We start from the raw sequence: 21,989 nt of genomic DNA, 5'->3' as shown, positions 1-21,989 counted from the left end.
AGAATCGGGCACGCATGAGAATCGTCCAGCTGGCCAATTTCTACGGGCCGCGTTCCGGTGGCCTGCGCACGGCACTGCACCACCTCGGCAGCGGTTACGCGGCTCACGGCCACGAGGTCACGCTCGTCGTCCCCGGTGCCGCGCACGCCGACGAGGAGCTGTCGCCGGGTGTCCGGCGCATCACGTTGCCCGCGCCGCGCATCCCCGGCACCGGCGGGTACCGGGCGGTCGACCCGTGGCGGGTGCGGACGCTGTTGGACCACCTTTCACCTCATCGGCTGGAGGTGTCGGACCGGCTCACGTTGCGGGGGATGGGCCGGTGGGCGGCGGCGCGCGGGGTGCCGAGCGTGGTCATCTCGCACGAGCGGCTGGACCGGCTGCTGGAGCAGTTCCTGCTGCCGAAGGCGATGGCGCGGCGGGGTGCGGACTGGGCGAACGCCCGGATGGCCGCCTCCTACGACACGGTGGTGTGCACGACGGAGTTCGCGCGGGAGGAGTTCGACCGGATCGGGGCGCGCAACGTCGCCCGCGTGCCGTTGGGGGTGGACCTGAGCACGTTCACGCCGACCCGGCACGACCGGTCGCTCAAGGCTGATCTGGCGCGTGGGGCGGATGCGCTGCTCGTGCACTGCGGGCGGCTGTCACCGGAGAAGCACGTCGAGCGCAGCGTCGACACGGCGGCCGAACTGCACGCGGCCGGGCACAACGTGCGGCTGGTGATCGCGGGTGACGGTCCGCGTCGTGAGGCGTTGGAACGCCGTGCGGCCGGGTTGCCGGTGACGTTCCTGGGCTTCATCGGCCACCGGACGGACGTCGCCGACCTCCTCGCGACGGCTGACGTGTCCCTGGCCCCCGGCCCGCACGAGACGTTCGGTCTGGCGGCGCTGGAAGCCCTGGCGTCCGGCACACCTGTGATCGTCTCGGCTTCCTCGGCCCTGAAGGAAATCGTCCGCCCGGGCTGCGGCGCCGCCGTGGCCGACCACGCCCCGGCGTTCGCGGGAGCGGTGAACGCCCTCCTGGACGACCCCGAACCGACCCGCCGCTCAGCCGCCCGTGCCCGAGCCGAGGAGTACCCCTGGCAAACGGCCGTCACCGGCATGCTCACCGCCCTACGCGCCCACTAACCCGTGTGTCCTACGTTCGCGCCACGTGTGTCCTACGTTCAGAGCCGGTGTGTCCTACGTTCGCGTCACGTGTGTCCTACGTTCAGAACACCTGAATTCAACGCTCAGAACACCGGCCGACGAACCTGAACGTAGGACTCTCGCGTCCTGGAGGTAGGACACACCCGGCCTGAACGTAGGACACACGGGGTTTGGGAGGGCGGGCCGAGCGGGGATTAGGCTTCGCGCATGGCGCGTGCAGGTCTGGACAAGAACCCCCGCGAGGTCGCCGAGATGTTCGACGGCGTGGCCAAGGGCTACGACCGGACGAACTCGGTCATGACCCTGGGGTTCGACCGGCGCTGGCGGGAGTGGAGCCGGCGGGTGTTGGACGCCAAGCCCGGTGAGAAGGTGCTCGACCTCGCCGCGGGCACGGCCGTGTCGACGGTCGAGTACGCGGCCTCGGGCGCGTGGTGCGTGGCGGCCGACTTCTCGCTCGGCATGCTCCTCGGCGGCGCGCACCGGCCGGTGCCGAAGGTCGCCGCCGACGCCCTGCGCCTGCCGTTCAAGGACGACTCCTTCGACGCCGTCACGGTGTCCTTCGGCCTGCGGAACTTCAACGACACCGAGGCCGCGTTGCGTGAGATGGCCCGTGTGGTCAGGCCCGGCGGCCGGCTGGTGGTGTGCGAGGTCTCCACGCCGACGTTCCGGCCGTTCCGGTTCGTCTACATGCGCTACCTGGTGCGGATCCTGCCGTTCATCGGCCGGTTCGTGTCCTCCAACCCGGAGGCCTACCAGTACCTCGCGGAATCCATGCGCACCTGGCCCGACCAGCGCGCGCTCGGTGAGATCGTGGCCCGCGCCGGCTGGGAGGACGTCGCCTGGATGAACCTCACCGGCGGCATGGTCGCCCTGCACCGCGGCACCAAGCCCGCGTAAGCGCGCGTAGCCCGAGCTCCCGAGCCTGATCACGGGATGATCCTCAGCAGCCCGCAAGTAGACTCGCCCTGGACTTTGTGAACACAGGCACAAGGAGCGGGGATGACGACTCCCAGCCGCCGCAAGGCAGGCGAGGACGCCGAGGTGATCGTGGTCGGTGCGGGCCCGGCGGGCTCGACCGCGGCCACCTACCTGGCACGCGCGGGCCTGGACGTGGTGCTGCTGGAGAAGAGCACCTTCCCGCGCGAGAAGGTCTGCGGTGACGGCCTGACCCCGCGCGGGGTCAAGCAGCTGATCGACCTGGGCATCGACACCCGCGAGGAAGCCGGCTGGCTGCACAACCGCGGCCTGCGGGTGGTCGGCGGCGGCGTCACGCTCGAGCTCGACTGGCCCGAGCTGGCGACGTTCCCGCCCTACGGCGTGGTCCGGCCCCGGCAGGACTTCGACGAGATGCTGGCGCAGACCGCCGTCCGAGCGGGCGCCCGGCTGCACGAGCACACCACCGTCACCGGCGCGGTCGTGGAGAACGGCCGGGTCGTCGGCGTCACCGCCAAGCAGGGCCCGGACAAGACCCCGGTCACCTACCGCGCCCCGCTCGTGCTCGCCTGCGACGGGGTGAGTGCGCGGTTGGCCCTCAGCGTCGGCATCCAGAAGGACGACGCCAAGCCGATGGGCGTCGCGGTCCGCCGCTACTACGCCAGCCCGCGCACCAAGGACGACTACCTGGAGTCGCACCTGGAGCTGTGGGACCGGGCGAACGACGTGCTGCTGCCCGGCTACGGCTGGATCTTCGGCATGGGCGACGGAACTGTGAACGTCGGCCTCGGCATCCTCAGCACCTCGAAGGCCTACGGCACCACGGACTACCGCGCGCTGCTCAAGAGCTGGCTCGACGGCACCCCCGAGGAGTGGGGTTTCCGCGAGGAGAACGCCACCGGCAAGATCGGCGGCGCGGCCCTGCCGATGGGCCTGAACCGCAAGCCGCACTACCGCGCCGGCCTGCTCCTGGTGGGTGACGCGGGCGGCATGGTGAACCCGTTCAACGGCGAGGGCATCGGCTACGCCATGGAGTCGGCGCGGATCGCCGCCGAGACCGCGGTGCAGGCACTGGCCCGCCAGGGCGCGAGCCGGGAACGGGCGCTGCACGGCTACCCGGTGCGCATCGAACAGGCCCTGGGCAGCTACTACCGGCTCGGGAACGTCTTCAGCAAGCTCATCGGCCACCCGACGATCATGCGCACCGCGACCAAGTACGGCCTGCCGCGCAAGACCCTGATGAAGCTGGTCCTGAAGCTGCTCGCGGGCCTTTACGACCCCAAGGACGGCGACTCGTTCGACCGCATCATCACGGCCGCGACAAAACTCGCCCCAACGGCCTAAACAGCTCCCCTAACCGATGCAGCGCCGCCCCGTGGGTCGGCGCTGTTTCGTTTTCGGTGTGCCCCCGTTCACTCGGACGTCTTCCAACTGTTGATCTGCACCGAATAAGACCAGGTCAGGGCCTATGACGGGGGTGCCCGTCACGCCTGTGTGTGACGTTCTACACTGACCCTCAGGTCTTGTGAATCAGTTCACAACCGGCTGAGATGCCTTGTGAAGTGTTTCACAAGCGACCTGCGGATTGTTAGGCACGCCTAACCTCCGGAGGCCGCTAGAACACCCTTTAGGGTGCGCAACGGTCGGCGGTGCACCACCACCGCGACAGCGAGGAAAGGACGACGGAGAGTGCTGGACCCTTACCTCCCCCTCGTATTGATGTTCGCCCTCGCCGCGGCCTTCGCGCTGTTCTCGGTGACGGCCGCGCCGTACATCGGACCGCGCCGCTACAACCGCGCGAAGCTCGACGCCTACGAGTGCGGCATCGAGCCTTCGCCGCAACCCGTGGTGGGCGGTGGCCGCATGCCGGTCGCCTACTACCTCACGGCGATGCTGTTCATCCTGTTCGACATCGAAATGGTGTTCCTCTACCCCTTCGCGGTCTCCGCGGACCGGCTCGGCCTCTTCGGCCTGGTGGAGATCGCACTGTTCGTCGCGACGGTCGGCTTCGCGTACGCCTACGTGTGGCGTCGCGGCGGCCTCGACTGGAACTGAGGGGGAAGACCCATGGGTCTCGAGGAAAAGCTCCCGAACGGCATCCTGCTCGCCAGCGTGGAGAAGTTGGTCAACTGGACCCGCAAGTCCTCGCTCTGGCCGGCCACCTTCGGCCTGGCCTGCTGCGCGATCGAGATGATGACCACCGGCGGCCCGCGCTACGACCTGGCGCGGTTCGGCATGGAGGTCTTCCGCGCGTCGCCGCGCCAGGCCGACCTGATGATCGTCGCGGGCCGGGTGACCAACAAGATGGCGCCGGTGCTGCGGCAGATCTACGACCAGATGCCGGAGCCGCGCTGGGTGCTGGCCATGGGCGTGTGCGCCTCCTCCGGCGGCATGTTCAACAACTACGCGGTCGTGCAGGGCGTGGACCACGTCGTGCCGGTCGACATGTACCTGCCGGGCTGCCCGCCGCGGCCGGAGATGCTGATCGACGCGATCCTCAAGATCCACGCGAAGATCATGGACGAACCGCTCGGGGCGAACCGGGCCGCGCTGCTGGCCGAGTCCGGCCACACGACGGACCTGATCCCGTCCTCCGAGCGCTTTGCGAAGAAGTGAGCGGCAATGCCAAACGAGCGCAACGCTGACGACAAGCACGAAGCCGGTAAGGGCGAAGTCGAGAAGACCCCCGGTGCGGACACCCCGCAGGGCGGTGACAAGCCGGAAGCGCTCAGCTCGGCCGGCATGAACGAGGCCCAGCACGAGGAGTACCTGGCGCGCGGCGGCATGGTCGCGGGCAAGGCCCGGCAGGGCATGTTCGGCATCTCCGGCTCCGGTGACACGTCCGGCTTCGGCGGCCTGCGGCTGCCCGCCCACGTCGCCGCGCCGTCCGAGCGGCCCTACGGCGGCTGGTTCGACGAGGTCGCCGACGAGCTGCTGGCCGCGATCCGGGAGCAGGGCCTGCCCGCCGACACGGTCCAGCAGATCACCATCGACCGCGGCGAGATCACCTTCTACCTGCGCCGGGAGAACCTGGTCGAGGTGGCGCGCATCCTGCGCGACGACCCGGCGCTGCGCTTCGAGCTGTGCAGCTCGGTGTCCGGCGTGGACTACGGTGCGGACGCGCCGCAGCGGCTCCACTCGGTCTACCACCTGACGTCGATGACCTACCGCCGGCGCATCCGGCTGGAGGTCGCGGTCGACGTGGACGACGCGCACATCCCCAGCGTGGTCTCGGTCTACCCGACCGCGGACTGGCAGGAGCGCGAGGCCTGGGACATGTTCGGCATCGTCTACGACGGCCACCCAGGGCTGACCCGGATCCTCATGCCGGACGACTGGGACGGCCACCCGCAGCGCAAGGACTACCCGCTCGGCGGCATCCCGGTGGAGTACAAGGGCGCGGAGATCCCCCCGCCAGACCAGAGGCGGTCCTACTCATGACCGAGCGAATTTCCGACGTGACCACGGGCACCGACACCAGTGCGCCCGGCAGGGACAGCGACCCGTACGACGCGAGCTCGCGCCAGACGACCGAGGGCACCGTCTACACGGTGACCGGCGGCGACTGGGACGAGGTGCTGGCCGAGGCCGCGGGTGACGAGCGCATCGTCATGAACCTGGGCCCGCAGCACCCGTCCACGCACGGTGTGCTGCGCCTGGTGCTGGAGCTGGAGGGCGAGACCGTCACCCAGGCCCGCAGCGTCATCGGCTACCTGCACACCGGCATCGAGAAGAACGTCGAGTACCGCAACTGGACCCAGGGCGTCACGTTCGTGACGCGCATGGACTACCTGGCCCCGCTGCACAACGAGGCCGCGTACTGCATGTCCGTGGAGAAGCTGCTGGGCGTCACCGTCCCGCAGCGGGCGCAGACGATCCGCGTGCTGCTCATGGAGCTGAACCGGATCAGCTCGCACCTGGTGGCGCTGGCCACCGGCGGCATGGAGCTGGGCGCGCTGACCGGCATGACCGCGGGCTTCCGCGAGCGCGAAGAGGTCCTGCACCTGCTGGAGTTCCTGACCGGTCTGCGGATGAACCACGCGTTCATCCGGCCCGGCGGCCTGGCGCAGGACCTGCCCGAGGGCTCCGAGCAGAAGATCAAGGACTTCATCAAGGTGATGGACTCCCGGCTGCCGGACTACGACAAGCTGCTGACCGGCCAGCCGATCTGGCGCAACCGGCTCGCGGGCATCGGCTACCTGCCGGTGGACGCCTGCCTCGCGCTGGGCATCACCGGTCCGATCCTGCGTGGCGCGGGCCTGCCGTGGGACCTGCGCAAGGTCGAGCCCTACAGCGGTTACGAGAACTACGAGTTCGACGTGCCGACGTCGAACGCCGCCGACGCCTTCGCCCGCTACCTGCTGCGCGTGGAGGAGATCCACCAGTCGCTGCGGATCGTCAAGCAGGCGGTGGACAACCTGACGCCGGGTCCGGTCATGGTGCAGGACGCCAAGATCGCGTGGCCCGCGCAGCTGACCATCGGCTCGGACGGCATGGGCAACTCGCTGGAGCACGTCCGCAAGATCATGGGCCAGTCCATGGAGTCCTTGATCCACCACTTCAAGCTGGTGACCGAGGGTTTCGCGGTGCCGGCGGGCCAGGTGTACGTGCCGATCGAGTCGCCGCGCGGCGAGCTGGGCTACCACGTCGTGTCCGACGGCGGCACCCGGCCGATGCGCGTGCACGTGCGCGAACCCAGCTTCGTGAACCTCCAGTCGATGCCCGCGATGTGCGAGGGCGGCATGGTCGCCGACGTCATCGCGTCGGTGGCCTCTATCGACCCGGTGATGGGTGGTTGTGACCGATGAGCACTTCCGAAGAGGTCTACGCGGCCTCTCCGCTGGACCCCGTCGAGACGCACCGGCTGGTGACCGAGAACCCAGCCGCCGGCGGAGCCGGTGATCAGACGATCGACACCAGCGTGTTCGACCAGTCGATCGTGGACAGGGCGCAGGCGATCATCGCGCGCTACCCGCAGTCGCGGTCGGCGCTGCTGCCGATGCTGCACCTGGTGCAGTCGGTCGAGGGCTACGTCAGCCAGGCGGGCATCACGTTCTGCGCCGACCAGCTCGACCTGACCAACGCCGAGGTCAGCGCGGTCGCGACGTTCTACACCATGTACAAGCGCCGTCCGTGCGGCGAGCACCTGGTGAGCGTCTGCACGAACACGCTGTGCGCGGCCCTGGGCGGCGACGAGATCTACGCCAAGCTGCGCGATCACCTGGGCACCGACGGCAAGCCGCTCGGCCACGAGGAGACCTCGGGCGAGCCGGGCACGCCGGGCTCGATCACGCTGGAGCACGCCGAGTGCCTGGCGGCGTGCGACCTCGGCCCGGTGCTCCAGGTCAACTACGAGTACTTCGACAACCAGACGCCGGACGGCGCGCTGGACCTGGTCAAGTCCTTGCAGGCGGGGGAGAAGCCCCAGCCGACGCGCGGCGCGCCGCTGACCGACTTCCGCCAGGCCGAGTTGCAGCTGGCCGGGTTCTTCGAGGGTCGGGACGCGGACCTGGACGGCCCGTCGGCCGCCCCCGAGACGGTGCGCGGGGCCAAGATCGCCGCGGAGCGCGGGTGGACCGCACCGGCCATGCCGGAGCACGCGGAGTTCCCGCCGCTGCCGGAGAAGAAGTAGGTAGGGGGAGCTGACGTGGTCGACAACCTGACTCCCGTCCTGACGAAGCGCTGGCTGTCGCCGCGCTCGTGGACGCTGAAGACCTACGAGCAGTTGGAGGGGTACACGGCGCTGCGCAAGGCGCTCACCGCCCACCCGGACCAGCTGATCCAGCAGTGCAAGGACTCCGGGCTGCGCGGCCGCGGCGGCGCGGGCTTCCCCACCGGCATGAAGTGGGGCTTCATCCCGCAGGGCGACGGCAAGCCGCACTACCTCGTCATCAACGCCGACGAGGGCGAGCCGGGCACCTGCAAGGACATCCCGCTGATGATGGCGGACCCGCACTCGCTGATCGAGGGCATCATCATCACCTCGTACGCGATCCGGGCGAACTTCGCCGCGATCTACGTGCGCGGCGAGGTGCTGCACGTGATCCGCCGGCTGCACGCGGCCGTCCGCGAGGCGTACGAGGCCGGTTACCTGGGCAAGGACATCCTCGGCTCGGGCTTCGACCTCGACGTGGTCGTGCACGCCGGCGCCGGCGCGTACATCTGCGGCGAGGAGACGGCGCTGCTGGACTCGCTGGAGGGCAAGCGCGGCCAGCCCCGGCTCAAGCCGCCGTTCCCGGCCACCGCGGGCCTGTACGCCTCGCCGACCGTGGTGAACAACGTCGAGACGATCGCCAGCGTGCCGTACATCGTCAACGGCGGCGCGGACTGGTTCCGCACCATGGGCCGCGAGCGCTCGCCCGGTCCGAAGATCTTCTCGCTGTCCGGCCACGTGGAGCGCCCCGGCCAGTACGAGGCCCCGATGGGCACCACGCTGCGCACGCTGCTGGACATGGCGGGCGGCATGAAGGACGGCATCCCGCTGAAGTTCTGGACGCCGGGCGGCTCGTCCACCCCGCTGTTCACCGCCGACCACCTGGACGTGCCGCTGGACTTCGAGGGCGCGGCCGAGGCGGGCTCGATGCTCGGCACCACCGCGTTGCAGATCTTCAACGAGACGGTGTCCGTGCCGTGGGCGGTCATGAAGTGGACCGAGTTCTACAAGCACGAGTCGTGCGGCAAGTGCACGCCGTGCCGCGAGGGCACCTACTGGCTCGTCCAGATCCTCCAGCGGATGGTGCGCGGCGAGGGCACGGCCAGTGACATCGACACGCTGCTGGACGTCTGCGACAACATCCTGGGCCGCTCGTTCTGCGCCCTCGGCGACGGCGCGGTCAGCCCCATCACCAGCGGCATCAAGTACTTCAAGCACGAGTTCCTGGCTCTGTGCGACCAGAATTCCCAGGTCCTGGCGGGAGCAAGCGCATGACGATGGCACCGGAGAAGAGCACCGAGGTCGTGGTCCCCGAGGGCCACGTCAAGCTCCTCATCGACGGCATGGAGGTCGTCGCGCCCAAGGGCGAGCTGCTGATCCGCACCGCGGAGCGGCTCGGCATCGTCGTGCCGCGCTTCTGCGACCACCCGCTGCTGGAGCCCGCGGGCGCGTGTCGGCAGTGCCTGGTCGAGGTGGAGATGGGCGGCCGGCCGATGCCGAAGCCGCAGGCCTCCTGCACCATGACGGTCGCCGACGGCATGGTGGTCAAGACCCAGCTGACCTCGCCGGTGGCGGACAAGGCGCAGCAGGGCGTGATGGAGCTGCTGCTCATCAACCACCCGCTGGACTGCCCGATCTGCGACAAGGGCGGCGAGTGCCCGCTGCAGAACCAGGCGCTGGCGCACGGCCGGTCGGACTCCCGGTTCCACGAGCACAAGCGGACGTTCCCGAAGCCGATCCCGATCAGCACCGAGGTGCTGCTGGACCGCGAGCGGTGCGTGCTGTGCCAGCGCTGCACCCGGTTCTCCGCGCAGATCGCCGGCGACCCGTTCATCGAGCTGCTGGAGCGCGGGTCGCAGCAGCAGATCGGTGTCGCGCAGGACAAGCCGTTCCAGTCGTACTTCTCCGGCAACACCATCCAGATCTGCCCGGTCGGCGCGCTGACCAGCGCCGCGTACCGGTTCCGCGCCCGGCCGTTCGACCTGGTGTCCACGCCCGGTGTGTGCGAGCACTGCTCGTCGGGTTGCGCGACCCGCACCGACTGGCGGCGCGGCAAGGTGCAGCGCCGGCTGGCGGGCGACGACGCGCAGGTCAACGAGGAGTGGACCTGCGACAAGGGCCGCTTCGCGTTCACCTACGCCACCGCCGAGGACCGCGTCCGCCGCCCGCTGGTGCGCGACAAGGCCACCGGCGAGCTGCGCGAGTCGTCGTGGACCGAGGCGCTGCAGTACGCCGCCGAGGGCCTGGCGAAGGCCCGTGACGGCAAGGGCGCCGGTGTGCTGGCCGGCGGTCGGCTCACCGTCGAGGACGCCTACGCGTACTCGAAGTTCGCCCGGATCGCGTTGCGCACGAACGACGTCGACTTCCGCGCCCGCGCCCACTCGGCCGAGGAGCTGGAGTTCCTGACCAGCACGATCCTCGGCACGAACCCGGACAACGGCGGCGTCACCTACGCCGGCATCGAGACCGCGCCCGCCGCGCTGCTGGTCGCGTTCGAGCCGGAGGAGGAGTCGCCGATCGTGTTCCTGCGGCTGCGCAAGGCGGCCCGCAAGAACCGGACCAAGGTGTTCCACCTGGGGCAGTTCACGACGCCCGCGGTGGAGAAGACGAACGGCGTGCTGCTGGCGTGCGTGCCCGGCGGCGAGCCCGCCGCGTTGAACGCGCTGCCCGAGCACGCCGCCGACGTGGTGGAAGACCTGGCCAAGCCGGGTTCGGTGATCCTGGTCGGCGAGCGTGCCGCCGAGGTGCCGGGCCTGTTCTCGGCGGTCGCCGCGCTGGCCGAGCGGACCGGCGCGAAGGTCGCCTGGATCCCGCGCCGCGCCGGTGAGCGCGGTGCGCTGGAGACCGGCCTGCTGCCGACGTTGCTGCCGGGCGGTCGCCTGGTCAGCGACGCGGCGGCGCGCGCCGAGGTCGAGCAGGCGTGGGGCCTGGAGCCCGGCACGCTGCCCGCGAAGGCCGGCCGCGACACCACGGGCATCCTGCTCGCCGCCGCGAGCGGTGGGCTGGACGCGCTGGTGGTCGGCGGTGTCGACCCGTTCGACCTGCCGGACCCGGCGCTGGTCGAGCGCGCGCTGGACTTCACCGGTTTCGTGGTCAGCCTGGAGCTGCGGCACAGCGCGGTCACCGCGCACGCCGACGTGGTGCTCCCGATCGCCCCGGCGGTGGAGAAGACGGGCACCTACCTGAACTGGGAAGGTCGCTCCCGCCCGTTCGGCACCACGCTGGAGGGCACCGGCGCGCTGCCGGACGGCCGGGTGCTCGACACGCTGGCCGTGGAGATGGACGCGGACCTGTTCACCCAGACCCCGGCCGCCGCCGCGGCGGACCTGGCCCGACTGGGCGTCGCGACCGTTGCCGCTGCCGCTGCCGCTCCGACCGTGCAGGCTCCGCTGCTCTCGCAGCCCAAGGACGGCCAGGCGGTCCTCGCGACCTGGCGGCGACTGCTGGACAACGGCTCGATGCAGGACGACGAGCCGAACCTGGCGGGCACCGCGCGGCCGGTGGTGGCGAAGCTCTCCGCGGCCACCGCACGGCACCTCGGCGTCGAACTGGGCGGTGAGATCACCGTCGCCACCGACCGTGGCGAGGTGGTGCTGCCGGTCGAAGCGGCCGACCTGCCCGACGGCGTCGTGTGGCTGCCCGGCAACTCGGGCACGGTGACCGTGCGGCGCAACCTGGTCGCCGGCCACGGCTCCGTGGTGGCCGTCGCGCCCGTGGTCACGGGTACTGCGGAGAAGATCACGTCCGGAGGCAAGGCATGAGCGAGCTTGCGAGCGAATCATCCAACACAGTGCTTTGTGCTCTTGCCACGCCGAGCGCTAGCGAGGTGTGCGCATGAGCACCGCTGAACTCCTCGCCGACGATCCGCTCTGGCTGAGCCTGGTCAAGGTCGTCGGGATCTTCGCGTTCCTCGTGGTCATGACGCTGTTCATGATCAACTGGGAGCGCAAGGTCGTGGCCCGGATGCAGCAGCGTCCCGGACCCAACCGGGTCGGCCCGAACGGCTGGCTCCAGTCGCTCGCCGACGGCCTGAAGCTCGCGTTCAAGGAGGACATCCGCCCCGTCCTGGCGGACAAGTGGGTGTTCTTCCTGGCCCCGGTGATCTCCTGCATCCCCGCGTTCGTCGCCTTCTCGGTGATCCCGCTGGGCGGCGAGGTCTCCATCTTCGGCGAGCGCACCGCGCTCCAGCTGGTCGACCTGCCGGTCGGCGTGCTGGTCGTGCTGGCCTGCTCCTCGCTCGGCGTCTACGGCATCGTGCTGTCCGGCTGGGCTTCCGGCTCGCCGTACCCGCTGCTGGGCGCGCTGCGCTCGGCCGCGCAGGTGATCTCGTACGAGATCGCGATGGGCCTGTCGATCGTCGCGGTCGTCATGCACTCGCACTCGCTGTCCACCGCCGACATCGTCGACGCGCAGAGCAGCGGCTGGTACTTCTACCTGCTGCCGGTCAGCTTCCTCATCTACGTCACCTCGATGGTCGGCGAGACCAACCGGGCGCCGTTCGACCTCCCCGAGGCCGAGTCGGAGCTGGTCGGCGGTTTCCACACCGAGTACAGCTCGCTGAAGTTCGCGCTGTTCTTCCTCGCCGAGTACGTCAACATGGTGACCGTCTCGGCGCTGGCGACCACGTTGTTCCTGGGCGGCTGGCGGTTCCCGTTCGTCGGGGACGACCACATCCTCAACAGCGGCTGGTTCGGCCTGCTCTGGTTCGTGGTCAAGACGCTCGCCTTCCTGTTCCTGTTCATCTGGCTGCGCGGCACGCTGCCCCGCCTGCGCTACGACCAGTTCATGCGGCTGGGCTGGAAGTTCCTGGTCCCGATCGCGCTGGTCTGGTTCGTCGCGGTGGCGTTCGCCCGCTACCTGCGCCAGGAGTTCGAGTCGGGCAGCGGCCTGGACACCGGCACCGCGCTGATCGTGATCGGCGCGTTCCTCGTGGCGGTCCTGCTGATCGCGTTCCTGCTGCCGGACAAGCGGGAGCCGCACGACCCCGACGCCGTGCCGATCACCGGTGGCGGCTACCCGGTGCCGCCGCTGGACCTGAAGGTCCCCAAGGCGCCGCCGCGCCGCCAGGTGCAGGTCGCAGAACTGCCGACCGCCGGCAACCAGACGCAGGAACCGGCAGCGGTAACCGCAGCTTCACAAAAGGAGGCCAGCGATGGGCGTGTTTGATCCCGTCAAGGGCTTCGGCGTCACCTTCGGCACGATGTTCAAGAAGGTCGTCACCGAGGAATACCCCGAGGTCAAGAAGGTCACCGCGCCGCGGTTCCACGGCCGCCACCAGCTCAACCGGCACCCGGACGGGCTGGAGAAGTGCGTGGGCTGCGAGCTGTGCGCGTGGGCCTGCCCGGCGGACGCGATCTTCGTCGAGGGTGGCGACAACACCGACGAGGAGCGCTACTCGCCCGGTGAGCGCTACGGCGCCGACTACCAGATCAACTACCTGCGCTGCATCGGCTGCGGCCTGTGCATCGAGGCGTGCCCGACCCGCTCGCTCACCATGACCAACGAGTACGAGCTGGCCGACGACGACCGGCAGAAGCTGATCTTCACCAAGGAAGACCTGCTCGCGCCCCTGCTCGCCGGCATGGAGCAGCCGCCGCACCCGATGCGGCTCGGCGAGAACGAGCAGGACTACTACGTGAACGGGCCGCAGCTGGCCGCCCAAGGGAATCAGGCACAGGCGAAGCAGGCACCGGGAGCGGGGCAATGATCGCTTCCCTCCTGGCACAGCAGCCCGACGCCGTCGAACGCGTGGTGGACACCGTCACCACCGGCGAGGCGGTCGCGTTCTGGATCCTCGGCCCGCTCGCCCTCGCCGGCGCGCTGGGCATGCTCTTCGCGCGCAACGCCGTGCACTCCGCGTTGTGGCTGGTGCTCACCATGCTCAGCATCGGTGTGCTCTACATGGTCCAGCAGGCGCCGTTCCTCGGCTTCGTGCAGATCATCGTCTACACCGGCGCGATCATGATGCTGTTCCTGTTCGTGCTGATGCTGGTCGGCCGGGACAGCTCGGACTCGGTGGTCGAGGTGTTGCGGGGCCAGCGGCTGGCCGCGGCGGTCATCGGCGTCGGCTTCGCCGGCATCGTGGTCGGCTCGGTCGCCCGCGCGCTGACCGACGTGGAGCCGGTCGGCCTGGCCGCGCAGAACACGCAGAACGGCGGCAACGTCGCCAACATCGGCGAGGCGCTGTTCACCGACTACCTGTTCCCGTTCGAGCTGACGTCCGCGCTGCTGATCACCGCGGCGGTCGGCGCGATGGTGCTCGCGTTCACCTCGCGCACCGGCCAGGACGCCAAGAAGACCCAGAAGCAGCTGGTCGAGGAGCGCTTCCGCGGCAACCGCCCCGGCTCGCTGCCCGGCCCCGGCGTGTTCGCCACCGCCAACTCGGTGGCCACGCCCGCCCTGCTGCCGGACGGCTCGGTCGCCTCCGAGTCCCTGTCCGAGCTGATCGAGACGACCGCCAGGGAAACTCTCGAGGACGACGTCGCGGAGGTGTCCGGCACCGGGCACCAGCCGGACGCGCACGCGCTCAAGGGAGAGTCGTCGTGACCCCTACGTACTACCTGCTGCTGTCCGCGCTGCTGTTCAGCCTCGGTGCGGTCGGCGTTCTGGTGCGGCGCAACGCCATCGTGGTGTTCATGTGCGTGGAGCTGATGCTCAACGCGGTGAACCTCACCCTGGTCACGTTCGCCCGCATCAACGGCGGGCTGGACGGCCAGGTGATGGCGTTCTTCGTGATGGTCGTCGCCGCGGCCGAGGTCGTGGTCGGTCTGACGATCATCATGGCGATCTTCAAGACGCGTCGCTCGGCCTCGGTCGACGATTCCAACCTGCTGAAGTACTGAGGGGTCACCGGTGACGACTGTGCTGATGCTCGACCCCGCAAGCGGGTCTTCGGGCGTTGTTGCCGCCAGCGGGATCGGGAGTCTCGCCTGGTTGTTGCTAGCCCTGCCGGCCTTCGGCGCGCTCGTGCTGCTCGTGGGTGGCAAGCGCACCGACAAGTGGGGCCACCTGCTGGGCTGCGCCACCGTGATCGCCGCGTTCGCGTACGGGGTCGCGCTGTTCTTCTCCACCCTGGGCATGAGCCCGGAGGAGCGGACCAGCGAGGTGCACCTGTTCGACTGGGTGCCGGTGGCCGCGCTGGACGTGGAGTTCGGGCTGCGCCTGGACCCGCTGTCGCTGACGTTCGTGCTGCTGATCACCGGTGTCGGGTCGCTGATCCACATCTACTCGATCGGCTACATGGCGCACGAGGCCGGGCGGCGGAAGTTCTTCGCCTACCTGAACCTCTTCGTCGCCGCGATGCTGCTGCTGGTGCTCGGCAACGGCTTCGTGACGCTGTACTTCGGCTGGGAGGGCGTCGGTCTCGCGTCCTACCTGCTCATCGGCTGGTACCAGTACAAGCCGGAGGCGGCGTCGGCCGCGAAGAAGGCGTTCCTGATGAACCGGGTCGGTGACCTGGGTCTGGCGATCGCCATCTTCATGATGTTCAACACGCTGGGCACCACCCAGTTCACCGAGGTGTTCGCCCGCGTCGACGAGTTCTCGTCGGCCGAGGTCCTGGCCATCACGTTGCTGCTGCTGCTCGGCGCGTGCGGCAAGTCCGGCCAGTTCCCGCTGCAGGCGTGGTTGCCGGACGCGATGGCCGGCCCGACGCCCGTCTCGGCCCTGATCCACGCGGCCACGATGGTCACCGCGGGCGTCTACCTGATCGCCCGGTCGAACCCGATCTACAACCTCAGCGCTGACGGCCGACTGGTCGTGATGATCATCGGTGGGCTGACGCTGCTGATCGGCTGCATCATCGGCTGCGCCTACGACGACTTCAAGAAGGTGCTGGCCTACTCGACGGTCAGCCAGATCGGCTACATGATCCTGGCCGTCGGCCTCGGTCCGGTCGGCTACGCGCTGGGCATCATGCACCTGCTCACGCACGGCTTCTTCAAGGCCGGACTGTTCCTCGGCGCCGGTTCGGTCATGCACGGCATGAACGACGAGGGCGACATCCGGCGGATGGGCGGCCTGGCCCGCAAGATGCCGATCACCTTCGTCACCTGGGGCCTGGGCTACCTGGCCCTGATCGGCTTCCCGTTCCTGTCCGGCTACTTCTCCAAGGACGCCATCATCGCGGCGGCGTTCAGCGAGCCGGGCTGGCGCGGTTGGGTGTTCGGCGGTGTGGCCGCGCTCGGTGCGGGCATCACCGCGTTCTACATGACGCGCCTGCTGTTCCTGGTGTTCCTGGGCAAGCCGCGCTGGACGGACCTCAAGTCCGCCGACGGCCGCGAGTACCACCCGCACGAGTCCGGCCTGTCGATGACGGTGCCGATGATCCTGCTGGCGGTCGGGTCGGTCGGTGCGGGTTGGTTCCTGGAGTCGAACCACAACCTCTCGGGTTGGCTGGCGCCGTCGCTGGGCGAGTTGCAGGAGCAGCACGGGGTGCTGGACCACAGCGTGGTCAACTACCTGGTGCTCGGCCTGTCGGCGCTCGGTGTGCTGATCGCCTACCTGATCTTCGGCCGCCGGCCCCAGCCGGTGGAACGCCCGGTGCGGGTGTCGTTCCCGGTCCGCGCCGCGCGCGCCGACCTGTACGGCAACGCGCTGAACGAGGCGCTGTTCGCGCGGCCGGGCACCTGGCTCACCCGCGCGCTGGTGTTCGTGGACAACAAGGGCGTCGACGGCCTGGTCAACGGGTCGGCGGCGCTGCTGGGCGGTAGCTCGGGCCGGCTGCGCAGGTTGCAGACCGGGTTCGTGCGCTCGTACGCGCTCTCCATGCTCCTGGGTGCGGTCTTCGTCCTGGGCGCGCTGCTGATGGTGAGGTTCTCGTGAGCTGGACGCTGATCGCGCTGCTCCTGCTGCCGCTGGTCGGCAGCCTGGTGGTGGCGTTCCTGCGGGGCAACGACCGGTTGGCCAAGACGGTCGCGCTGGCGTTCTCCCTGGTGGAGCTGGCGCTGGCGGTGCTGGCGTGGACCGCGTTCGACCCGGGCGGCGACCGGTTGCAGCTGACCAGCTCGGCCGACTGGATCCCCGCCTTCGGCGTGCACCTGTCGTTCGGCGTGGACGGCATCGCGCTGGTGATGATCGCGCTGATCGCGTTCCTGGTGCCGGTCGTCATCGGCGGCTCGTGGGCGGACAAGCTGCCCGAGGGCCGCAGCGCGGGCGGGTTCTTCGCGCTGCTGCTGGCCATGCAGACCGGCATGGTCGGTGTCTTCGCGGCCACCGACGTGTTCGTGTTCTACGTGTTCTTCGAGGCCGTGCTGGTCCCGATGTACTTCCTGATCGGCCGCTTCGGCGGGCCGAACCGGCAGTACGCGGCGATGAAGTTCTTCCTGTACTCGCTGCTCGGCGGCCTGATCATGCTGGCCTCGGTGATCGGCCTGTACGTGGTCAGCGCGGACAAGCTCGGTAGCGGCACGTTCGACTGGGCCACGCTGGTCACGGTGACGCGGGACCTGCCGCTGTCCACCCAGATCTGGCTGTTCCTCGGCTTCTTCATCGCGTTCGCGATCAAGGCGCCGCTGGTGCCGCTGCACACCTGGCTGCCGGACGCCGGTGCGGAAGCGCCGGTCGGCGCGGGCGTGCTGCTGGTCGGCATCCTGGACAAGATCGGCACGTTCGGCTTCCTGCGCTACTGCCTGCCGCTGTTCCCGGCGGCCAGCAAGGAGCTCGCGCCGCTGGTGCTGATCCTCGCCGTGGTCGGCATCCTGTACGGCTCGCTGCTCGCGGTCGGCCAGTCCGACATGAAGCGGTTCGTGGCCTACACGTCGATCGCGCACTTCGGCTTCATCGCGCTGGGCATCTTCGCGTTCAGCTCGCAGGCGGGCACCGGCGCGGTGCTGTACATGGTCAACCACGGCATCTCGACCGGCATGTTGTTCCTGGTCGTCGGCATGGTGATGGCCCGCGGCGGGTCGCGCCTGATCGAGGACTACGGCGGCATGGCCAAGCTGACCCCGGTGCTGGGCGGCCTGTTCTTCGTGGCCGGTCTGTCGTCGCTGGCGCTGCCGGGCACCAACTCGTTCGTGAGCGAGTTCCTGGTGCTCATCGGCTCCTACCCGAACGAACCGGTCTACACGATCCTGGCCGCCGTCGGCATGGTGCTGGCCGCGCTGTACGTCCTGTGGCTGTACCAGCGCGTGTTCCAGGGCCCGGTGCGCGGCACCGCGCTGATCGACGCGGTCGGTGGACCCGGCGCGGCGGTCGACCCGGAACGGGCGTCGGTGCCGGACCTGAACAAGCGCGAACTGGCCGTGCTCGCGCCGCTGGTGGCACTGATCCTGGTGCTCGGCTTCTACCCGAAGCCGGTGTTGGACGTGATCACCCCGTCCGTCGGGGCGACGCTCAGCGAGGTCGGGGTGGCCGACCCGGTCGCGCAGGAAGGCAAGTGACGTGACGACGTTCCTCTCGCAAGTGGAGCGGCTGCCAGCCCCGGAGATCGACTACGGGGCCGTCGCGCCGTTGCTGATCGTGCTCGGCGCGGCCTGCATCAGCGTGCTCTTCGAGGCGTTCCTGCCCAAGGCCCAGCGGTGGGCGAGCCAGGTCGTGCTGACCCTGCTCACGCTGGCCGCCGCAGGTGTCGGTCTGGCGGTGTACGCGTCCGCGGAGAGCACCCTCGAACAGGGCAAGCTGACCCTGTCCGGCACCATCGCGGTCGACCGCCCGGTGATCTTCCTGTGGGCCACGCTGCTGCTGCTCGGCCTGGGCGCGGTGCTGCTCATCGCGGACCGGTCCGTCGAGCCCGGCGGCGCGTTCGTGGCCGACGCCTCGATCCTGCCCGGCACGAAGGCCGGCGTGAAGATGCAGACCCGCGAGTTGGCGACCCGGCGCGAGATGCAGACCGAGGTGTTCCCGCTGACGCTGTTCGCGCTCGGCGGGATGATGGTCTTCGTCGCGTCGAACGACCTGCTCACCATGTTCATCGCGCTGGAAGTGCTGTCGCTGCCGCTGTACCTGATGTGCGGCCTGGCCCGCCGTCGCCGCCTGCTGTCGCAGGAGGCCGCGGTGAAGTACTTCCTGCTCGGCGCGTTCGCGTCGGCGTTCTTCCTGTACGGCGTGGCCCTGCTGTACGGCTTCGCCGGCTCGGTGAAGCTGTCCGACATCGCCAGCGCCACCACCGCCACGGACCGCTCCGACACGCTGCTCTACGCGGGCTTCGGCCTGCTGATCGTCGGCCTGCTGTTCAAGGCCTCGGTCGGCCCGTTCCACGCCTGGACGCCCGACGTCTACCAGGGCTCGCCCACGCCGGTGACGGCGTTCATGGCGGCGTGCACGAAGGTCGCCGCGTTCGGCGGCATCCTGCGCGTGCTCTACGGCGCGTTCGAGCGGTCGAGCTGGGAGTGGAGCGGCGTCCTGTGGGGCGTGGCCATCGCGTCCATGGTGATCGGCGCGGTCCTCGGCCTCACCCAGACCGACGTGAAGCGGATGATCGCGTACTCGTCGGTGGCGCACGCGGGCTTCCTGCTGATCGGCGCGATCTCGCTGAACGACCAGGGCCTGTCCGGCACGATGTTCTACCTGCTGGCCTACGGCTTCACCACGATCGCCGCGTTCGGCGTGGTCACCCTGGTGCGCAACAGTGACGGCGAGGCCACCCACCTGTCCCAGTGGGCGGGTCTGGCCAAGCGGTCGCCGGTGGTGGCCGCGGTGTTCACGTTCCTGCTGCTCGCGTTGGCCGGTCTGCCGCTGACCAGCGGTTTCGTCGGCAAGTTCGTGGTGTTCGCGGCGGCCGTGGAGGCCCAGATGGTGCCGCTCGTGGTGATCGCCCTGGTGGCGAGCGCGGTGGCGGCGTTCTTCTACCTGCGGGTGATCGTGCTGATGTACTTCAGCGAGCCCGCGGTGGACGGTCCGACGGTGAGCGTGCCCGGCGCGTTCACCACGGTGGCCATCACGCTGGGCGCGGCGATCACGCTCGTGCTCGGCGTCTACCCGTCGTTCGCCCTCGAATGGGCGGGGGCAGGCGTGTTCATCTTCTAGTGGTACGTAGGCTCTGTAGCCGTGACCAGTAGCGAGCGGGCGGGGACGGGGTTCCGGTTTGCGGACCCCGTGCTCGCGGAGGTGGTTCAGGGCGGTCTGGCCGAGGTGGAAGAGCTGCTGCACAAGGTCGTGCAGAGCGAGTTCCACCCGGTGATGGAGACGTCCTTGCACCTGGTGTCCGCGGGCGGCAAGCGCATCCGCCCGCTGTTCACCATCCTGTCCGCCCAGTTCGGCAGCGAGTGGGACCGGACGAGCGTGATCAAGGCGGCCGCGGTCGTCGAGCTGACCCACCTCGCCACGCTCTACCACGATGACGTGATGGACGAGGCCACCATGCGCCGCGGTGCGGAGTCGGCCAACGCCAAGTGGGACAACAGCATCGCGATCCTGACCGGCGACTACCTGTTCGCGCACGCGTCGGCGCTGGTCGCGGACCTGGGCACGGGTGCGGCGCGGATCATCGCGGAGACGTTCTCCGAGCTGGTGACCGGCCAGATGCGCGAGACGATGGGCCCGCGCGAGGGCGAGGACCCGGTCGCGCACTACCTGACCACGATCGCGGAGAAGACCGGTTCGCTGATCGCCACCGCCGCCCGGTTCGGCGCGATGTTCTCCGACGTGACGGTCGAGCAGGTGGAGGCGCTGCGGGTGTACGGCGAGGTCATCGGGGCGGCGTTCCAGATCTCCGACGACGTCATCGACATCGCGTCACCGTCGGAGGAGTCCGGCAAGACGCCCGGCACGGACCTGCGCGAGGGCGTGAAGACGCTGCCCATGCTGTACGCGCTGGAGGACGAGCCGGACTCGCGGCTGGCGAAGCTGCTGGCGGCCCCGATCACCGACGACGCCGAGGTGCACGAGGCGCTGGAACTCCTCCGTGCGTCGACCGGCTTGGCACGGGCCCGCAGCACCCTGGACGACTACGCCGCCCGCGCCCGCGCCACCCTGCACGTACTCCCCTCCGGCACCGCCCGCGACGCCCTGGAATCGGTCAGCGAGTACGTAGTGACCCGCTCCCACTAACCCGCGAGAGTCGAACGCTCAGACCACGAGAGTCGAACGCTCGCGTGGGGTGAGTTCTACGTTCAGGATTCGGGTTCCGTGTTCCGAACGTAGAACTCGGGGTACCTGAACGTTCGACTCTCGGGTCCTGGGTGTTCGACTCTCGCGGGTTAGGTGAGGTCGGTGACTACTGGGAGGCGGCGGCGGGCGCGGACGGCGTCGACGGTGAAGATCACCAGGGCGACCCAGACCAGGGCGAAGCCGAACCAGCGGGACGCGGGCATCGGCTCGTGCATCACGAACACGCCCCAGGCGAACTGGAGCACCGGCGCGAGGTACTGGAGCATCCCCATGGTCACCAGCGGCACGAGCCGGGCGCCCGCGCCGAACAGGATCAGCGGGATCGCGGTGACCAGACCCGTCGAGACCAGGATCAGCGCGTGACCCCAGCCGTGCGAGTGGAACGTCCCCGCCGGGCCGAGCCAGATCAGGTAGCCCACCGCGATCGGGGCGAGCACCAGGCTCTCCGCGGTGAGGCTGGTCGTCGCCTCCAGCGGCACCGTCTTCTTCAGCAGCCCGTAGAGGCCGAACGAGCAGGCCAGCGCCAGCGAGATCCACGGCAGCCTGCCGTAGTCCACGGCCAGCACCACGACGGCGGTGACGGCGATCGCGAGGGCGGCGTACTGCAGCAAGCGCAAACGTTCGCGCAGGACGAACACCCCGAGCAGCACGCTCACCAGGGGGTTGATGAAGTACCCGAGCGCGGCTTCCACGACGTGCCCGGTGTTGACCGAGTGGATGTAGACGCCCCAGTTGATCGCGATCAGCACGGACGCCGCCGCCACCATCGCCCAACCGCGCTTCGACAGCCGCCGGATACCCGCCCACCGGCCGAGCGCCGCGGTGATCACGGCCATCACGACCAGGGACCACGCGACCCGGTGGGCCAGGATCTCCACCGACGCGGCCGGCTGGAGCAGGGGCCAGTAAGCGGGCACGATGCCCCAGAGGAAGTAGGCCCCGACGCCGAAAGCGATTCCCCGGTTCGTGCGGTTAACATCCGTCGAAACAGCGGAGGAGTTAGTGAACGGCGGCACAAGGGGTACTGTACGCGAGCCATTTTGGCTGGTCAGTTGCTCCGAGTGGCCTATCATCGAACCCTGGTCACAGGTCCGGCCGGCCCCACGCGCCGGACCCGGCGGTCAGGGTAGTTTTGCACCGCTTCCCCAACCGGGTGAAGGCTCGGAAGCGGAGCGTGTCGGGGTGTGACAAGCAGCAGTGGGAGGGTC

At 69.5% G+C, this 21,989-nt stretch carries 19 protein-coding genes; 18 read left to right on the top strand and 1 reads right to left on the bottom strand.

Annotated features, from left to right (window positions below):
- The first annotated feature begins 14 nt into the window (after window positions 1-14).
- From FM051_RS19440 to FM051_RS19355, 18 genes are all read left to right on the top strand, one after another.
- A complete protein-coding gene (locus FM051_RS19440) occupies window positions 15-1,124 on the top strand; it encodes a glycosyltransferase (RefSeq protein WP_158845102.1) in 1,110 nt (369 codons plus the stop codon).
- A gap of 228 nt (window positions 1,125-1,352) precedes the next feature.
- The gene (locus FM051_RS19435) at window positions 1,353-2,042 is read left to right on the top strand and encodes a demethylmenaquinone methyltransferase (RefSeq protein ID WP_158845100.1); all 690 of its coding nucleotides are present in this window, start codon (window positions 1,353-1,355) and stop codon (window positions 2,040-2,042) included.
- Window positions 2,043-2,144: 102 nt separating this feature from the next.
- Window positions 2,145-3,422: a geranylgeranyl reductase family protein gene (locus FM051_RS19430; RefSeq protein WP_158845097.1), complete on the top strand. Its 1,278-nt coding sequence runs from the start codon at window positions 2,145-2,147 to the stop codon at window positions 3,420-3,422.
- 345 nt (window positions 3,423-3,767) lie between these two features.
- Window positions 3,768-4,133 carry an NADH-quinone oxidoreductase subunit A gene (locus FM051_RS19425; RefSeq protein WP_033428518.1) on the top strand — a complete coding sequence of 122 codons (366 nt, stop codon included), beginning with the start codon at window positions 3,768-3,770 and terminating at the stop codon, window positions 4,131-4,133.
- 12 nt (window positions 4,134-4,145) lie between these two features.
- Window positions 4,146-4,694, top strand: coding sequence for an NADH-quinone oxidoreductase subunit NuoB (locus FM051_RS19420; RefSeq protein ID WP_158845094.1), 549 nt, complete (start codon window positions 4,146-4,148; stop codon window positions 4,692-4,694).
- A gap of 126 nt (window positions 4,695-4,820) precedes the next feature.
- The gene (locus tag FM051_RS19415) at window positions 4,821-5,519 is read left to right on the top strand and encodes an NADH-quinone oxidoreductase subunit C (RefSeq protein WP_158845386.1); all 699 of its coding nucleotides are present in this window, start codon (window positions 4,821-4,823) and stop codon (window positions 5,517-5,519) included.
- On the top strand, window positions 5,516-6,886 hold the full coding sequence (locus tag FM051_RS19410) for an NADH-quinone oxidoreductase subunit D (protein ID WP_158845091.1): 1,371 nt from the start codon (window positions 5,516-5,518) through the stop codon (window positions 6,884-6,886). The genes FM051_RS19415 and FM051_RS19410 overlap by 4 nt, the downstream gene beginning before the upstream one ends.
- Window positions 6,883-7,710, top strand: coding sequence for an NADH-quinone oxidoreductase subunit NuoE (gene nuoE, locus FM051_RS19405; RefSeq protein WP_162470726.1), 828 nt, complete (start codon window positions 6,883-6,885; stop codon window positions 7,708-7,710). Before FM051_RS19410 ends, nuoE begins: the two co-directional genes overlap by 4 nt.
- Window positions 7,711-7,725: 15 nt before the next feature.
- A complete protein-coding gene (gene nuoF / locus FM051_RS19400) occupies window positions 7,726-9,006 on the top strand; it encodes an NADH-quinone oxidoreductase subunit NuoF (protein WP_158845088.1) in 1,281 nt (426 codons plus the stop codon).
- On the top strand, window positions 9,003-11,492 hold the full coding sequence (locus tag FM051_RS19395; RefSeq protein ID WP_158845085.1) for an NADH-quinone oxidoreductase subunit G: 2,490 nt from the start codon (window positions 9,003-9,005) through the stop codon (window positions 11,490-11,492). Before nuoF ends, FM051_RS19395 begins: the two co-directional genes overlap by 4 nt.
- 73 nt (window positions 11,493-11,565) lie before the next feature.
- The gene (gene nuoH, locus FM051_RS19390; RefSeq protein WP_158845082.1) at window positions 11,566-12,897 is read left to right on the top strand and encodes an NADH-quinone oxidoreductase subunit NuoH; all 1,332 of its coding nucleotides are present in this window, start codon (window positions 11,566-11,568) and stop codon (window positions 12,895-12,897) included.
- A complete protein-coding gene (gene nuoI, locus FM051_RS19385; RefSeq protein WP_158845079.1) occupies window positions 12,884-13,438 on the top strand; it encodes an NADH-quinone oxidoreductase subunit NuoI in 555 nt (184 codons plus the stop codon). Before nuoH ends, nuoI begins: the two co-directional genes overlap by 14 nt.
- Window positions 13,435-14,277 carry an NADH-quinone oxidoreductase subunit J gene (locus FM051_RS19380; RefSeq protein WP_158845076.1) on the top strand — a complete coding sequence of 281 codons (843 nt, stop codon included), beginning with the start codon at window positions 13,435-13,437 and terminating at the stop codon, window positions 14,275-14,277. Before nuoI ends, FM051_RS19380 begins: the two co-directional genes overlap by 4 nt.
- Window positions 14,274-14,573 (top strand): NADH-quinone oxidoreductase subunit NuoK, encoded by a 300-nt coding sequence (gene nuoK, locus FM051_RS19375; protein ID WP_077010978.1) that lies wholly within the window; start codon window positions 14,274-14,276, stop codon window positions 14,571-14,573. Before FM051_RS19380 ends, nuoK begins: the two co-directional genes overlap by 4 nt.
- A 25-nt stretch (window positions 14,574-14,598) precedes the next feature.
- Window positions 14,599-16,554 (top strand): NADH-quinone oxidoreductase subunit L, encoded by a 1,956-nt coding sequence (gene nuoL / locus FM051_RS19370; RefSeq protein WP_420803609.1) that lies wholly within the window; start codon window positions 14,599-14,601, stop codon window positions 16,552-16,554.
- Entirely contained in the window at window positions 16,551-18,113 is a 1,563-nt protein-coding gene (locus tag FM051_RS19365; RefSeq protein ID WP_158845074.1) for an NADH-quinone oxidoreductase subunit M, read from the top strand. The genes nuoL and FM051_RS19365 overlap by 4 nt, the downstream gene beginning before the upstream one ends.
- A gap of 1 nt (window position 18,114) precedes the next feature.
- Window positions 18,115-19,698, top strand: a complete 1,584-nt coding sequence (nuoN, locus tag FM051_RS19360; protein WP_158845071.1) for an NADH-quinone oxidoreductase subunit NuoN — start codon at window positions 18,115-18,117, stop codon at window positions 19,696-19,698.
- Between the two features lie 21 nt (window positions 19,699-19,719).
- A complete protein-coding gene (locus FM051_RS19355; protein ID WP_158845068.1) occupies window positions 19,720-20,721 on the top strand; it encodes a polyprenyl synthetase family protein in 1,002 nt (333 codons plus the stop codon).
- 149 nt (window positions 20,722-20,870) lie between these two features.
- Here the strand turns inward: FM051_RS19355 and rarD are convergent, their stop codons facing one another.
- A complete protein-coding gene (gene rarD / locus FM051_RS19350) occupies window positions 20,871-21,854 on the bottom strand; it encodes an EamA family transporter RarD (RefSeq protein WP_158845066.1) in 984 nt (327 codons plus the stop codon).
- Window positions 21,855-21,989 lie beyond the last annotated feature (135 nt).

Source organism: Saccharothrix deserti (genome assembly GCF_009769385.1).
Classification (GTDB): Bacteria; Actinomycetota; Actinomycetes; order Mycobacteriales; family Pseudonocardiaceae; genus Actinosynnema; species Actinosynnema deserti.
The sequence above is the reverse complement of the archived record's forward strand: the minus strand, read 5'-3'. Positions and strand labels throughout refer to the sequence as shown.

Bases quoted from the DNA above. Each gene is read 5' to 3' on its own strand.
- FM051_RS19440 (WP_158845102.1), top strand. From the start codon at position 15: ATGAGAATCGTCCAGCTGGCCAATTTCTACGGGCCGCGTTCCGGTGGC.
- FM051_RS19435 (WP_158845100.1), top strand. From the start codon at position 1,353: ATGGCGCGTGCAGGTCTGGACAAGAACCCCCGCGAGGTCGCCGAGATG.
- FM051_RS19430 (WP_158845097.1), top strand. From the start codon at position 2,145: ATGACGACTCCCAGCCGCCGCAAGGCAGGCGAGGACGCCGAGGTGATC.
- FM051_RS19420 (WP_158845094.1), top strand. From the start codon at position 4,146: ATGGGTCTCGAGGAAAAGCTCCCGAACGGCATCCTGCTCGCCAGCGTG.
- FM051_RS19415 (WP_158845386.1), top strand. From the start codon at position 4,821: ATGAACGAGGCCCAGCACGAGGAGTACCTGGCGCGCGGCGGCATGGTC.
- FM051_RS19410 (WP_158845091.1), top strand. From the start codon at position 5,516: ATGACCGAGCGAATTTCCGACGTGACCACGGGCACCGACACCAGTGCG.
- nuoE (WP_162470726.1), top strand. From the start codon at position 6,883: ATGAGCACTTCCGAAGAGGTCTACGCGGCCTCTCCGCTGGACCCCGTC.
- FM051_RS19395 (WP_158845085.1), top strand. From the start codon at position 9,003: ATGACGATGGCACCGGAGAAGAGCACCGAGGTCGTGGTCCCCGAGGGC.
- nuoH (WP_158845082.1), top strand. From the start codon at position 11,566: ATGAGCACCGCTGAACTCCTCGCCGACGATCCGCTCTGGCTGAGCCTG.
- nuoI (WP_158845079.1), top strand. From the start codon at position 12,884: ATGGGCGTGTTTGATCCCGTCAAGGGCTTCGGCGTCACCTTCGGCACG.
- FM051_RS19380 (WP_158845076.1), top strand. From the start codon at position 13,435: ATGATCGCTTCCCTCCTGGCACAGCAGCCCGACGCCGTCGAACGCGTG.
- nuoL (WP_420803609.1), top strand. From the start codon at position 14,599: ATGCTCGACCCCGCAAGCGGGTCTTCGGGCGTTGTTGCCGCCAGCGGG.
- rarD (WP_158845066.1), bottom strand. From the start codon at position 21,854: ATGATAGGCCACTCGGAGCAACTGACCAGCCAAAATGGCTCGCGTACA.